At 43.6% G+C, this 16,054-nt stretch carries 8 protein-coding genes and 1 tRNA gene; 7 read left to right on the top strand and 2 right to left on the bottom strand.

Annotated features, from left to right (window positions below; genetic code table 11):
• Positions 1–90: 90 nt before the first annotated feature.
• From ACLGGO_RS01285 to ACLGGO_RS01300, 4 genes are all read left to right on the top strand, one after another.
• Complete coding sequence (locus tag ACLGGO_RS01285; RefSeq protein WP_446417991.1) at positions 91–5,565, top strand: trifunctional serine/threonine-protein kinase/ATP-binding protein/sensor histidine kinase; 5,475 nt, start codon at positions 91–93, stop codon at positions 5,563–5,565.
• A gap of 394 nt (positions 5,566–5,959) precedes the next feature.
• Positions 5,960–6,343, top strand: coding sequence for a response regulator (locus ACLGGO_RS01290; protein WP_446418004.1), 384 nt, complete (start codon positions 5,960–5,962; stop codon positions 6,341–6,343).
• A 14-nt stretch (positions 6,344–6,357) separates the two neighbouring features.
• The gene (locus ACLGGO_RS01295) at positions 6,358–7,542 is read left to right on the top strand and encodes a SpoIIE family protein phosphatase (protein WP_446417992.1); all 1,185 of its coding nucleotides are present in this window, start codon (positions 6,358–6,360) and stop codon (positions 7,540–7,542) included.
• A gap of 162 nt (positions 7,543–7,704) precedes the next feature.
• The gene (locus tag ACLGGO_RS01300; protein WP_446336010.1) at positions 7,705–10,629 is read left to right on the top strand and encodes a response regulator; all 2,925 of its coding nucleotides are present in this window, start codon (positions 7,705–7,707) and stop codon (positions 10,627–10,629) included.
• A gap of 74 nt (positions 10,630–10,703) precedes the next feature.
• On the opposite strand, the gene ACLGGO_RS01305 is transcribed toward ACLGGO_RS01300, so the two are convergent.
• Entirely contained in the window at positions 10,704–11,306 is a 603-nt protein-coding gene (locus ACLGGO_RS01305; protein ID WP_446417993.1) for a DUF1517 domain-containing protein, read from the bottom strand.
• Positions 11,307–11,388: 82 nt separating this feature from the next.
• Positions 11,389–11,459 (bottom strand) — tRNA-Cys (locus ACLGGO_RS01310).
• Positions 11,460–11,664: 205 nt separating this feature from the next.
• Between ACLGGO_RS01310 and ACLGGO_RS01315 the strand changes: the two genes are divergently transcribed.
• The 3 genes from ACLGGO_RS01315 to ACLGGO_RS01325 all read left to right on the top strand — a co-directional run bounded on the left by ACLGGO_RS01315 (position 11,665) and on the right by ACLGGO_RS01325 (position 15,946).
• A complete protein-coding gene (locus tag ACLGGO_RS01315; RefSeq protein WP_446336008.1) occupies positions 11,665–12,351 on the top strand; it encodes a DUF1449 domain-containing protein in 687 nt (228 codons plus the stop codon).
• A gap of 122 nt (positions 12,352–12,473) precedes the next feature.
• On the top strand, positions 12,474–14,516 hold the full coding sequence (locus ACLGGO_RS01320; RefSeq protein ID WP_446417994.1) for a flotillin family protein: 2,043 nt from the start codon (positions 12,474–12,476) through the stop codon (positions 14,514–14,516).
• Positions 14,517–14,782: 266 nt separating this feature from the next.
• A complete protein-coding gene (locus ACLGGO_RS01325; protein WP_446417995.1) occupies positions 14,783–15,946 on the top strand; it encodes a GuaB3 family IMP dehydrogenase-related protein in 1,164 nt (387 codons plus the stop codon).
• The last annotated feature ends 108 nt before the right edge of the window (positions 15,947–16,054 follow it).

Here is a 16,054-nt window from a genome sequence, read left to right on the forward strand (position 1 = left end):
AGAAAAAAACACGACAAGGTATTTGGTAATATAGAAAACCATAAAATAACAGTCCAACTGAATAACACTTACTTCTGTTGAAATAAAAAAATGAACTTCACGACTGACTATCAAATTCTTGCCAAAATATACGAAAGCAATAATTCATTAGTCTATCGAGCGATTCTCGCCCAAAATCATCAACCCATTATCCTGAAGATTCTTAAAGAAGACTATCCCACTCCAGCAGAACTTAATCGATACAAGCAAGAATATGAAATAACCCGTTCCTTAAATCTGGAGGGTGTGGTTAAAGCCTACAACTTACAGCGATATCAAAATAGCATGATTATGCTATTGGAAGATTTTGGCGGGGAATCCTTAAAGAAATGGATGGCAGAATACCAGTTTAATCTGAAAGAATTTCTTGATGTTGCTATAAAAATAACCGAGGGCTTGGGCGGAATTCACGCTGCCAACATCATCCACAAAGATATTAATCCATCAAATATTGTTTATAACCCAAAAACAGGACAATTAAAAATTATCGATTTTGGCATGTCTTCTGTTTTATCGCGGGAGAATCCAGCCATTCGTAATCCGGATCATCTGGAAGGAACTTTAGCCTATATTTCCCCAGAGCAAACAGGCAGAATGAATCGAGTGATTGATTACCGCACTGATTTTTATTCTCTGGGGGTTACTTTCTACAAACTTCTCACCTATCAACTTCCGTTTAAAGCGACTGATGCGATGGAGTTGGTGCATTGTCATATCGCTAAACAACCAATTCCACCCCATCGCTTGAGAGGAGGAGTAAGTGAACCGGAAAATAGGAGGATCAACGAGATTCCTAAAACGGTTTCTGATATCGTCATGAAACTGATGGCAAAAACGGCAGAGGATCGCTATCAAAGTACTTGGGGGCTAAAAGCCGATTTAGAAACCTGTTTAAATCAATTACAAACTCAAGGGGCGATTTTAGAGTTCACTCTCGGTCAACAAGATATTTCAGATAAGTTTAAAATCCCGCAAAAACTCTATGGTAGGGAAACAGAAATAAAGCAACTGATAGCCACCTTTGATCAAGTGACCCAAGGCACGACTCAGATGATGCTTGTTGCTGGCTATTCAGGTATTGGTAAGTCAGCTTTAGTGAATGAAATTCATAAACCTATCGTGGGACAGCATGGGTATTTTATTTCCGGTAAATTTGATCAGTTTAAGCGGAATATTCCCTATGCTTCTATAATTCAAGCTTTCCAAGAATTGATTCGACAATTGCTGACAGAAAGTGAAGCGCGTCTGCAAACTTGGAAGCAAGACCTGTTAGCTGCACTGGGAAACAATGGGAATATTATTATTGATGTTATTCCTGAAGTTGAAATAATTATTGGTAAACAGCCACCCGTGCCACAACTTGGTTCAACCGAGTCTCAAAATAGATTTAATTTAGTCTTTAAAAAATTTATTGGCGTTTTTACTAAAAAAGAACATCCTTTAGTTCTTTTTATGGACGATTTACAGTGGGCAGATTCGGCTTCTTTCAAGTTAATTCAGTTGTTAATGACTGAACCCGATATCCAATATCTACTCATGATTGGGGCATATCGAGATAATGAAGTCATTGCCACACATCCTTTGATGCTCACCTTGGAGCAAATTCAAAAGACTAATACCAGTGTGAATACTATTACTCTTCAACCCTTAAGAATAGACTGTGTTAACCAATTGATTGCTGATACGTTAAACTGCTCAAGAGATTTATCCAAACCTTTGGCTGATTTAATCTTTAAAAAGACGCATGGGAATCCGTTTTTTGTTACCCAGTTACTTGAAAATTTATATCAAGAAAAAATAATTTTATTCGATCAGAGTACGGGGTGTTGGCATTGGGATATCAACCAGATCCAAACTGTAGCCATAACTGACAATGTTGTTGAATTAATGGTCAGTAAAATTAAAAGGTTAGATCCTCAAACACAAAATGTGTTGAAATTAGCAGCCTGTATTGGCAACCGATTTAATTTGGATGTTCTCTCTGTCGTCAACGCCAAATCTTTGTCAGACACGGCTAACGAACTGTTGTCAGCTATACAAGAAGGGTTAATTATTCCGTTAAGTGATGACTACAAAATCCCCTTGCTTTGGCAGAAAGAAACCGAGTTAATTGATTCTAATCAACCAGATCCCTCTCTCTTTGCGGATCAGAAATATTCTATCTTTTATAAGTTTTTGCATGACCGAGTTCAACAAGCGGCTTACGCTCTGATCCCCGATAATCAGAAAAAAGAAGTTCATGTCAAAATTGGTCAATTATTGCTAGCGAATGTTAAAGAAAATGAACTCGATGAAAATATTTTCGACATTGTTAACCAGTTAAATATCGGAGCCGAATTAATTAAGGATCAGTCAGATAGAGATGAGTTGGCTCAATTAAATCTGATGGCGGGGAAAAAAGCCAGAGAAGCAACAGCTTATGAATCGGCTGTTCGGTACTTAAAGATAGGGGTAGATATCCTCTCATCAGATGGCTGGGAACGTCAGTATGACTTAACACTGGAACTGCATATAGAAACGATTAAATCCCAATACCTCAGCACCCAATTTGATCAAGCGGAAAAGCTTTCTGCTGCTGTGCTACAACACACGAAAACACTCCTCGATCAAGTCAAAGTGTATGAAATCAAGCTTCAATCCTATTCCTCGCAACTACAGTTCCAGTCCGCGATAAATACAGGACTTGAGATTTTAATTAAATTGGGAATAGTTTTACCTCAAAAATCAAGCCAAAGCCGAATAAAAAAAGAACATAATGCATTCAATTTACTTTTAGGTGATACGCCGATTAAAGACTTAGCTAATCTACCCGAAATGACGGCTGCTGATAAACTTGCAGCAATGAGAATCTTACTTGCGATCGCTTCGCCTACTTATATTACTAATCCACCATTGTTTGCGATGGTTGCCTATAGTCTAGTGACTCTCTGTGTTAAGTATGGAAATTCGAGTTTAGCGGTGGGGGCTTATATTCAGTATGCTCTCTATCTATCCGGAATCGAAGGTTATCAAGAAGATGCTTATCATTTTGGTCAGTTGTCTTTGCAGCTACTGGAAAAGTTTAATGCCCAGCAATTTACAGCAAGAGTTCCTTTAATCTATAATACTCAGGTTAAACATTGGAAAGAACATACTAGAAAAACAATAGAACCGTTACGAGAGGGCTTAAATACCGGATTAGAACATGGGGATTTGGAGTATGCTGGCATGGCGGCAAATTCCTATTGTGCTAATTTGTTCTTTATTGGCAACAATTTGGATGAAGTGGAGCAACAGACAGCAAAGTATACTGAATTAATGATCAAGTTAAAGTTAGTATACTCTATACAATATTCCCAGGTTTTTCATCAAACTGTATTAAATTTACTCAATACCTCTGTAGAGAAATTAAATTTAAGTGGCACGGCTTTTAATGAAACCCAATCTATCCCTAGATTAATAGAAGGCAAGAATTACTGTACATTATGTCACTTGTATGCTAATAAAGCAATATTGTCTTTTTTGTTTAAACATTATGATCAGGTCATTGAAAATATTAGCTTAGGTCAATCCTACGCCAGTTCTGCTGCTGGAATGATAGCCCTCGTTCAGCTTAATTTTTATGAATCAATGGGCAATTTTGGGTTATATTTTAAAGACAATAGTTTAGCCAAAAAACAATTGATCAATAAAATTAACCTAAATCAAAAGCGTCTGAAACAATGGGCAGCTTATTGCCCTGAAAATTATCAGCACAAATATGATTTAGTCGCAGCCGAAAAGTCGCGAGTTTTGGGTAAAAAAACCCAAGCCATGGAACTTTATGATCGCGCGATTCGTGGTGCTAGGGAGCAAGGGTTCATCCACGAAGAAGCCATCGCTTATGAACGTGCAGCGGAGTTCTATTTCTCCCTAGGTAGAGACGAAATCGGTCAACTCTACCTGAAAAACGCCCACCATTGCTATACGCGCTGGGGTGCTAAGGCTAAAGTCAAAGCCTTGGAAGCAGAATATCCGCAAATTTTAGTCGGTTCAACCCATCGAACTGATGGTAAAGGGATTAGCACCCGAATTTCTACATCGGGGGGTGATGCTCAAGCCTTGGATTTATCAACGGTGATGAAAGCCTCGCAAACCCTCACCAGTGAAATTGTGCTGGATAACTTACTCGCCAAACTAATGAACATTGCGATTGAAAATGCAGGCGCACAAAAAGGGTTTCTGATTTTGCAATCCCAAATTGAGCCAGGAACTAAGCAAGGGAAATGGGTAATTGAAGCCGAAGGTGTAGTGGATTCAGAAGCGGTTAATATCTTGCGATCGCGTCCTGTTGATGCTGTTGATCCTGACACCCAATTGCCCCTGCTGTCAACCGCCATCATCAACTACGTCATCCACACGAAGGAGAATGTTGTCCTCAATGAAGCCACTCATGAAGGACAATTTACCCGCGATTCCTATATCGTCGCCACTCACCCCAAATCTATTCTCTGTACCCCCCTCCTCAATCAAGGTAAACTGACAGGTATCCTTTACTTAGAAAATAACCTTACCACCGGCGCATTTACACCCGATCGAGTCGAAACCTTAAAAATTCTGTCCGCCCAAGCCGCCATCTCCATCGAAAATTCCCGCCTCTACCAACAACTCGAAGCCTATAGCCGTAATCTAGAAATTAAAGTCGATGAAAGAACCGAGGAACTCCAAGACAAAAATCAGGAACTCTCCGCCACCCTGAAAAAACTCAAAGCCACTCAAGATCAAATTATCGCCCAAGAAAAACTCGCCTCCCTCGGCGCGTTAACCGCCGGGATTGCCCATGAAATTAAAAATCCCTTAAACTTTGTCAATAACTTCGCTGAACTTTCTGCTGAGTTAGCCGAAGAACTCTTAGAAGAACTCGATAGTCAAAAAGAACGATTAGACCCGGAAAGCACGGAATACATTGAAGAAATTCTCACTGACTTAGGACAAAACGTTAAAAAAATTAACGAACATGGCAAACGCGCCGACAATATCGTGCGCGGTATGCTGATGCACTCACGGGGTCAAAGTAGCGAACGACAACTCGTCGATATCAATTCACTGCTGGCAGAATATGTTAATTTAGCCTATCACGGTATGCGTGCCAAAGATTCCTCATTCAACATTACCGTTGAAACCCACTATGACCCCAGCATCGGTCAGATTAAAATTGTGCCGCAGAATATCAGTCGAGTCTTTCTCAATGTCATCAATAATGCCTGTTATGCTGCCCATGAAAAGAAAAAAACTGTTGGCGCAGGATTTACCCCCACACTCTCAGTTAAAACCAAAAATCTAGGAGATAAAGTCGAAATCCGTATCCGAGATAACGGCAATGGCATCCCAGCGGACATCCGGGATAAAATATTCAACCCCTTTTTTACCACTAAACCCACAGGTCAAGGAACAGGGTTGGGATTATCCATTAGTCACGATATCATTGTGGGAGAGCATCAAGGGGAGATTAAAGTAGCGACCGAAGTTGGGACATATACCGAGTTTAAGCTGATTTTACCTCAATAATTCTAGCCATGGCGCGTCTGCCATGGCGCACTTAGAATCCACTCAATAGGCTCGGGTCGCCCTATAATTAATCAGGTTGCCCTTTACTCTCACCCTTTAAGGTGTTATGCATTTAAATTGGATATATAGCATTTTCTTGCTCATTTATGTAACCCAATGCCAGTTTCTAATGACACAAAAAACAGACGCATTTCTCTCCTACTATTGCCTATTGCCTATTGCCTATTGCCTTTGTCCACTATCGTGAGTTTCACATCTCAAATGAAAACACTATAGGTAGTGAGCAAGATGCTGAGTAACGAGCAAGATTCTCGCCCGACATACAAGAATTTCGCAATTCTTGATATTAAGGTTTAAATGCCGAATTGTACCGATGACTTGAGAGGAAAGAATGATTAAAGTTATGGTAGTCGATGATGAAAAAGATGTTTTGTTGTTGTTTAGACAACAATTTAGAAAAGAGATCAGACAAGGCAAAATTGAATTTCACTTTGCTTTCTCAGCCAAGGAAGCCCTCTACTATCTTGAAATGGAAAGTAAAAAACAAAATTGTGTTGTCTTGATTCTTTCAGATATTAATATGCCGGAGATAAACGGCTTAGAATTACTTAAAACAATCAAAAACAAATTCCCAAATTTAAAAGTTTTCATGATTACAGCTTACGGCGATGATGAAAACTATCGACTGTCCTTAGAATACGGAGCCGATGATTATATTCATAAGCCCGTTGAATTTGACAAACTTAAAGAAAAAATATTTAATGTATCCACAAATTAGCAGACTGAACACTGATGCCAGCCAAAATTCTGGTTGTCGATGATGAACCCGACTTAGAACCCCTAATTCGCCAAAAATTTAGAAAAAAGATTAGGCAAAAGGAACTCCAGTTTATTTTTGCCTGTAATGGTGTGGACGCCCTAGACAAGCTCTCATCTGACTCCGATATTGATATGGTTTTAACCGATATTAATATGCCCCAAATGGATGGACTAGCTTTGCTAATGAAACTGGCTGCGGACTATCCTGTGATTAAAGCTGTGATTCTGTCCGCCTATGGGGATATGGACAATATTAGAGCGGCGATGAACTTGGGGGCGTTTGACTTTCTTACCAAACCGATCAATTTTCAAGACTTAGAAATTACCACCTACAAAACTCTGCAACATGTCCAGCAGCTCAAACAGGCGTTAGCCCAGGAAAATTATCTCAAACGTTTAGAAGCAGAAAACCTTCGCCTCAGTACTGAACTCGATATTACCCGACGACTGCAACAAATGCTTTTACCAACGGAGACAGAACTTCGTCAAATTCAGGGGCTGGATATTGCTGGATATATGCAACCTGCTGATGAGGTAGGGGGAGACTACTACGATGTACTTGAACACAATGGCACAGTAAAAATTGGGATTGGCGATATCACCGGTCATGGGTTAGAAAGCGGTGTCCTGATGCTGATGGTACAAACCGCTGTGCGGACACTGCTAATAAATAACGAGACAAATGCGGTTAACTTCTTGAGTACCCTTAACCAAACGATTTACCAGAACCTGCAACGGATGGGCTGCGACAAGAACTTAAGCCTTGCCTTAATCGACTATCACCAAGGTGTTCTGACGGTTAGTGGACAACATGAACAAATGATTGTGCTACGCTCCAATGGTACGATTGAGCGAATTGATACGATTGATTTAGGCTTCCCTATTGGTTTGGCTGAGACGATTGCTGAGTTTGTGGCTGAAGCGACAGTTCAGTTGTATCCAGGAGATGGAGTTGTCCTGTACACCGATGGGATTACTGAGGCTGAAGATATGAATGGGGTGCAATATGGTCTGGAAAGGCTTTGTGAAGTTTTAAGAACAAACTGGCACAGTTCAGTGTGTGAGATTAGACAGGCGGTTATTGACCAAGTGTGGCAGCATATTGGAGAGCAGAAAGTCCATGATGATATTACCTTACTTATCCTTAAGCAGCAGTGATTGGTTATTGGTCATTTGTCCTTTGTCTTTAAAATTATTGTACTCCGTTGGGGACGGGCGCGAGTGACATCAGGGTGAAAACCTTCCCGTTAATGGTAAAACCCGCCCCCCAGACGCTTCTTGCATCGCGTCTCTACAGTCCATCCTTATCCGGCAAAAACAATGCCAGCGAAAATACTGGTTGTCGATGATGAACCTGATTTAGAACTTCTAATCCGCCAGAAATTTAGAAAAAAGATCCGGCGTAAGGAACTCCAGTTTATTTTTGCCCGTAACGGTTTGGACGCCTTAGAAAAGCTGCAAACCCAGCCGGATATTGATATGGTTTTAACCGATATTAATATGCCCCAAATGGATGGGTTAACCTTACTCACGCGCCTCGCCCAAAACTATCCCACCACCAAAGCCGTTATTCTTTCTGCTTATGGGGATATGGAAAATATCCGCAAAGCGATGAATCTGGGGGCGTTCGACTTCCTGACTAAACCCATTGATTTCCAAGATTTAGAAATTACCACCAATAAAACCCTCCAGCATGTGCAACAGATTAAAGCCGCGCAACAGCAGGAGCGTTTGGCACAACGGGCGCAAGCTGACTTATTAGAAAATCTACGCCAAGAAGTGATTGAGCGCCAGCGAGTCCAAGATGCGATGCGTGCGAGTGAGAGACAGTTGGCGCAATTTCTGGAAGCTGTACCTGTGGGTTTATTTGTAATTGATGCCAATGGTCAACCCTACTATGCTAACCAGACAGGACAGCAATTACTGGGAAAAGGAGTGGTATCCAAACACCCATCCGAACAACTCGCTGAAATTTATCACGTCTATCTGGCGGGAACAGAACAAGTCTATCCCAGTCATCGTGATCCAATTTTACGGGCGCTTATGGGTGAACAAGCGACGGTTGATGACATGGAAATCCGTCAGGGCGATAGGATTATCCCTTTGGAGGTTTGGGCAACTCCCATTTTTGATCACCAGGGTAATGTTATCTATGCTATTGCCGCTTTTCAAGATATCAGTCCCCACAAGCAAGCCGAAGCCGAACGGCTTCAGTTTACCCAAACCTTGGAACAAAAGCATGCGGCGTTGCAGCGCCTGGATCAACTCAAAGATGAGTTTTTAGCCAATACCTCCCATGAACTGCGTACCCCTCTCAATGGCATTATTGGTATTGCTGAATCCCTCATTGACGGGGCGGCTGGTCCTTTGTCTCAGGTGCAAATGGCGAATCTGGCAATGGTTGTTTCCAGTGGTAAGCGCCTCCAAAGTCTGATTAATGATATTTTGGATTTCGCCAAACTGAAAAACCACGATATCGAATTGCACCGCAAGTCTGTGGACTTTCGCCAAATCACCGAAGTGGTGCTTACCCTGTCTCGCACCCTGATTAGGGGTAAATCTCTAGAGTTGAAAAATGAGATACCTGAAGATTTCCCCGGAATCGATGGAGACGAGAATCGGTTGCAACAAATTATGTACAATCTGGTGGGAAATGCGATTAAGTTTACCGAATCGGGTTCCGTTACAGTGTCAGCAACCCAGAAGCAGGATAGGGCAGAAGTGACGGTGGCTGATACAGGGATTGGTATTGCCCCGGATAACTTCGAGGATATCTTTAAATCCTTTGAGCAACTTGACGCCTCTGTATCCCGTCCCTACAGGGGTACAGGATTGGGATTAAGTATTACCAAACAACTCATTGAACTCCACGGCGGAACCATTCGCGTTGAATCAGAACTGGGTCAAGGTTCGCGATTTATTTTCACGCTTCCCATCAGTTCCCAACCGATTAAACCCTCATCAGAATACAGTACAGAAATCACCAAAATGCGGGACTATAGCACCTTATCCCCCAGCGAACCTTTACCACGGGTTTCTAAAACTGGCGAATTCACGATTTTAGTTGTAGACGACGAACCGATTAATTTGCAGGTTGTTACCAATCACCTATCTGTCCACAATTATGCCATTGTTCAAGCGACCAGTGGTATGGAGGCTTTAGCCAAAATTGAGCGGGGGTTTAAGCCGGATTTGGTGATTCTGGATATTATGATGCCCAGGATGTCGGGCTACGAAGTTTGCCAAAAAATCCGCCAACGCTTTCCTGCTAATGAAATGCCAATTATCATGTTAACAGCGAAGGAGCAAGTCTCGGATTTGGTGGAAGGCTTGAATGTGGGGGCGAATGATTATTTAACTAAACCGATTTCTAAACATGAACTGATTGCCCGGATTAAAACCCATCTTTATCTGTCGAAAATTAATAGCGCTTACGGGCGCTTTGTCCCTCACGAATTCCTGCGTTTTTTGGGGTATGAAAGTATTGTGGATGTGCGGTTGGGGGATCAGGTTCAGCAGGAGATGTCAATTATGTTTGCGGATATTCGCAACTTTACCACGCTCTCGGAGAGTATGTCTCCCCAGGAGAATTTTAATTTTCTCAATTCTTATTTGAAACAAGTCGGACCAATTATCCGTAAACATCAGGGTTTTATTGATAAATACATTGGTGACGCAATCATGGCGCTGTTTCCCGCAACCGCCGATGATGGCTTACAAGCGGCGATTGAAATCCAGCAACAAGTGACACGCTATAATCGCGATCGCGAAAAGGCGGGTTATCCGGCGATTACCATTGGTATTGGCTTACATACGGGTAGTTTGATGCTGGGGACGATTGGAGAACAGCAGCGAATGGAAAGTACGGTGATTTCCGATACGGTTAATTTGGCGTCACGTCTAGAAGATTTGACTAAAGTCTATGGGGCATCGATTTTAATTAGTGGTTATACTTTATTTTGTCTAGAAGATCAAAGTCAATATCACTATCGATTTATCGGCCAAGTGCAAGTTAAAGGCAAAAAGCATTTGGTTCCGATCTTTGAAGTTTTTGATTCGGAACCTGATTTTATAATTAAATTAAAAGAAAAAACAAAAACTAAATTTGAAGAAGGAATTGTTAGTTTTTATCAAAACAAAATTGATTTAGCCGTGGCAAATTTCCAAGATATTATAGCAATTAATCATCACGATAGAGCGGCACTTAATTACCTTAACCTCTGTGACATGACGAGACCAAAATAGCGTTATATCATGTCCGCCTACACAGTTATCATTCCCTTCTCCCCTGGAGCCTTCTGCTCTCTCTGCCTTTCGAGTTAGAGAGGAATCAGTTCGGGGAAATTAACCAACAGTTGTTCATCTGTCAATTGATCGCCAAATTGAGCCGGCGAAAAGTGAACTTGAATGGCTCGCAAGCGTTCCTGATAATGGAGATTAATTAAAGCTTTGAGACCCTCTTCTAGTGGCTCTATATCCGCCAGATTGGTTTCCAGTTCCAGCACTTCCCCCTCAAATGCCATAGTAATCATCACAATTAAATTACGAGTGACCGGCAAAGATAGGGGTTCATCCTCCGATGAATATCCATTGAAGTCAGGCTCACTCAAATACCGTTGGGCAGAGTCGGTAAATAACTCACTCACATAATCTCCCGCCTCCCCTTCATTCCAAAATACATTCCCTTCATTAGCAGCCGATTGCCAATAGGTGTTGTACTGTAAGAGGTTTTGGCAAATATCGACCAGCCCTTCTCCGAGAACCCTCAAATCTCCATCGGATTCTACCGCATCTCGCGCCGCCTGATTGAGGACTCCCAATAACGGCGCGACTTCTTTGCCGGTTAAATGAACAAACAACCGACAGACGACTAAGCGGGTTTTGCCACTCAGTTTATTCAAGCGATCGCGCCAAGAACTCATGGACTTCTCCTCTACTTGCTCAGGATGGCAATCAATTATAGTCCTCAACGGAGCAATAAAACAGGAGTCACGTTTCTCGAAAAGGCGGCACCCAGATTCGAACTGGGGGTAAAGGCTTTGCAGGCCCCTGCCTTACCACTTGGCGATGCCGCCCGATTAGACGTAGCAATGCTACGTCTCTACAATAGGGATTATAGCCTATCTACATGAGTATGTGTCTCTTTTGCGGTGGAATTCTTTTTGCCTTTGCAAAACATTAAGTATTTTAGAGGAGTGAAGCTATTTTGTCCATTCCCCGCTAGGCTGAGAATATCAGTTAATAGAGCTAACGCTACAGTGGCGATCGCTACCTCGATCCATGCTATTCAACCTGCTCAACCTGCCCTACTGGATTTTCCTAGGGATGGGAGTTCTCCTATTTCTCGTTGTTATCGTCTCCGGTGGCGGTGATGATGATTTTGATTTTGATGTAGATGCCGATGCGGACATTGATGTGGATACCGGTGGCGATTTTGCCATGGGATCAATGTTCGGTTTACTCGGTGTGGGTAAAGTTCCCCTAATTTTGCTCTTAGCAACCGACTGTAGTCTGGTGGGGCTTTTCGGCTGGATGATGAATGTGGCGATCGCAAATGTCACGGGTACGATTCCCACAGGTTTATTGGGCGGTGTCGTCGGTGGTGCATCCCTGGTGCTAAGTTTATTCTGCGGTGGCTTAATTTCTCGACCCTTGGGCAAAATTTTCGCCGACTTTGGTGAAGATGCTAGTGGCGAGCGCCTAATTGGTTGTCAGGGTACTGTCAGTTCCCGTTCAATTCCCCTAGAAAGTCAAGGCAAAATCGGTCAAGTTGATGTTCTTGATCCCAACGGTAATCTGGTTACGATTAATGCCACTTTGCCTCAATGGGCGAAAATAATTCCCAATCGAGGCAATTACGTTTTAGTTATTGAGCGACAACCGGAAAGCTATCGCGTGATTACCAAAGACAGTTCTGATCAACAGCAGTGGTTGTCCAATTCATCCCAGCTTAAGGATTCACCGTAACGGGTGAATACACAACCGTCTGTGTACGGTTTTGGTCAAATGTGATTCTTTTTACACAAACCCTACATGTGTATAAGTTCCAGGCTTTAATAAAACCTATAGATTACTAATCGCCAACTACCATGTCACAACCATCTACGTCCTCAACCTCCCAGCCTGTCCCGGTATCATCTACCCTGGCACAACTGCCCAGTGGGATGCTCTTTTTCCCCGGTTTGATTGGCGCACTAATTTTATTGCTTCTCGTGGGCTTATGGTCTTACAAACTGATTTATAAAATCACCCCCAATAATGAAGCATTTGTCAGAACGGGCGGTTTATTCGTTAAAAAGAAATCCGTTATTCTTTACGGCGGCTGTATCGTTTTGCCCGGATTTCATGAACTGACCCGTGTTCCATTACGCGAAATTTCTATTGATGTGGAACGGACAGGAAATCTAGCCGTTCGTACTCAAGACTATCTGCGGGCAAATATGCGGGCAACCTTTTATGTCTGTATCAATGCCGATAAAGACGATGTGTTAACCGCTGCGGCTCGACTCTCGAAACAAGGACGGGTTTCGACTGAAGATATTAAAGAAGCCCTAGAAAAACGAGCAGATGATGCGATTCGAGCTGCTGCCAAGAAGCAGAGTTTAACGGAAATTGATTCTGATAAATTAGGGTTTGCTGATGAAGTATTGAATCTGATTCAGCCTGACCTAAAAAAAGTAGGCTTAACCCTGAATAATATCGCCATTTCTGAGATAGAAGAAAGCGATACCTACGATACAAATAACTTCTTCGATGCCCAAGGGGTACGCCTACGAACCGAAACTATTCAACGATCCATCCAACAAAAACGGGAAGTTGAACTGAGTACCCAGGTGAGAATTGAACAGCAGGAACTTGATGCCCAAAAGCAATCCCTGCGAATCGCCAGAGAAAAAGAAGACGCCACTCTGGGGCAACAACTGGAGGTGGAATCCCTAAAATCCCAGCGACAACGGGAAATTCAAGAAGCCAAAGACCGAGAAGCCGCCACCGTACAACGGACGAAAATTTTACAAGATAAATCCGTTGAAGAAGAAGAAATTCGCCGCAAACTCTCGGTTCAAGAAAACCAAATTCAAGCTGATATTACCCTAGAGGAACGGAATAAACAGCTAAAAGTCGCCCAAACATTGCAAAAACAGGAAGCCGAGATTGCCGAAATAACCCGTCAGCAAACCGTTGATTCCTCCCGCCTAGAAGCTCAAGTTCGGGTGGCTGAGGCTGAACGCTTATCACAAGTGGCGAAACAGGAAGCAGCGATTGCGATCGCGAATAAAGAACGGGAACGCTTTGTCTCTGAAGCCGAACGCGCCCAAGCGGAATCCGGTGTGGTTACGGCGACAGAGATTGAAAAAGCGGAACGGGAAAAACGCCTATCGCTGATTTCGGCGGAACAAGAGGCAGAAAAACGGCGGATTGCCGATCAGAACGTCGTTGAAATTGATGTCTTCCGCCGTCGTCGTCAAGCGGAAATTGCGCGTCAAGCGGCAGAATTAGAAGCTGAATCCATTCGCACATTAGCCCAAGCGAATCGGGATAAAGCCCTTGCCGAAGCCGAAGGAAAACGGGCAGTCATTGAAGCCGAGAATACCTTGAGTGACTCGAAGTTAAGCGCCCAAGTGTTAACCACAATTTGGCCCGATTTGGTAGACAAACTGCCAGAAATTGCCAAAGCTTTAGCGCCACAGCCAGGAGTTTTAGGAGATACCCGAATTTTCGCGTTCCCAGGTATGAATGGCAGTAATGGTAATGGGAATGGGATGGGTGATATTAACAAACTATTACTCTCGACCAGTGGCTTATCGTTAATCAACACACTTCTGGATGAAGGGAAGCTGGGAACGTTAATTGGTCATGTGAGTAAGTTGATGCGGAATAATCCGAGCCAAAATGGAGGGAATGGCAACCCGACTCCGCCAGAGTTCTCAGCCGAATCGGAGATTCCATTAGTCAAGCGGCAAACCCCGCCACCCCCTCCCCCGTCCAAATCTCCTGGACAACGACAACCCTCTTCCCTATCCACGAAAGTTGTTGAACCGTCTCAGGTTAAGAGTGATCAGGCTTCCACGCCACCGGATCACGTCTCTGGGGCAAAGAGCAAGAGCGAAGATGCCAAAACCCTTCACAATTAAGGCAGAGGTGCAGATGGGCATTCGTAGGGGCTCTCGCATTCGCGCCTAGATATATCGGTTTTCTCCTCAAATTCCAACGCGAATGCTTCGCCCAATGACCAACCACCAATGACCAATGACCAACCACCAATGACCAATGACCAATCCCCAATCCCCAATCCCCAACAACCAATAACCAATCCCCAATCCCCAACAACCAATAACCAATGACCAATGACAAAATTTGATACCCTAGCTTAAATAGTCTTGGGAACGAATAGAGAAGCGTGGATATTCAAATTGGGCGAGGTAAGACAGCTCGCAGAGCCTACGGCATCGATGAAATCGCACTAGTCCCCGGACAACGGACGCTAGACCCTAATTTGGCAGACACCCGTTGGCGTTTGGGGAGCATTGAACGAGAAATTCCGATCATTGCCAGTGCGATGGACGGAGTAATCGATGTGCGAATGGCAGTTATGCTATCTGAGATAGGAGCGTTAGGGGTGCTTAACCTCGAAGGCATCCAAACCCGTTATGCTGACCCTGAGCCGATATTAGAGCAAATCACCTCCGTGGGTAAGTCAGAATTCGTTAATCTGATGCAGGATTTGTATGCCGAACCCATTAAACCGGAATTAATCAGCCAGCGAATTCGGGAAATCAAAGACCAAGGTGGGATTGCGGCTGTGAGTGCTACGCCAGCAGGCGCGATGAAATACGGTGAAATTGTCGCCTCGGCGGGTGCTGATTTATTCTTCGTACAAGCAACCGTAGTGTCCACGGCTCACCTGTCGCCAGAGTCAGTCACCCCCCTAGATTTAGCCCAGTTCTGCCAGGATATGCCGATGCCCGTGATTTTGGGTAATTGTGTCACATACCAAGTTGCTCTGAATTTAATGAAAGCTGGTGCGGCGGCTGTTTTAGTGGGAATAGGTCCTGGTGCGGCTTGTACCTCGCGGGGGGTTTTGGGTGTGGGAGTCCCTCAGGCGACGGCGGTGGCTGATTGTGCCGCTGCTCGTGATGAGTATCATCAACAGACGGGTAACTATGTGCCAGTCATTGCTGATGGTGGGTTAATTACGGGAGGAGATATCTGTAAATGTATTGCTTGTGGTGCAGATGCGGTGATGATTGGCTCTCCTTTGGCTCGTGCCAAAGAAGCCCCAGGACGCGGGTTTCACTGGGGAATGGCAACCCCTAGCCCAGTTCTGCCTCGAGGAACGCGCATCCAAGTCGGGAGTACGGGAACATTACAGGAAATTCTCATTGGACCTGCACAACTCGATGACGGCACTCACAATCTTTTAGGTGCCCTGAAAACCAGTATGGGAACCTTGGGCGCTAAGAACTTGAAAGAAATGCAGCAAGTGGAGGTTGTTATTGCGCCATCCCTGCTCACAGAAGGGAAAGTTTACCAGAAAGCGCAGCAGTTGGGAATGGGTAAATAAAACTTGTGGGTTGACGCCTCCCCCAAACCCCACTGATGTGAGTTAACATAGAGAAAGCGGAAGCTAAAAGTTTCCGTTCACTCCTCACACCACACTCCGCCCGGACTA

It is taken from the genome of Coleofasciculus sp., assembly GCF_046565525.1.
Taxonomy (GTDB): Bacteria; Cyanobacteriota; Cyanobacteriia; order Cyanobacteriales; family Coleofasciculaceae; genus Coleofasciculus.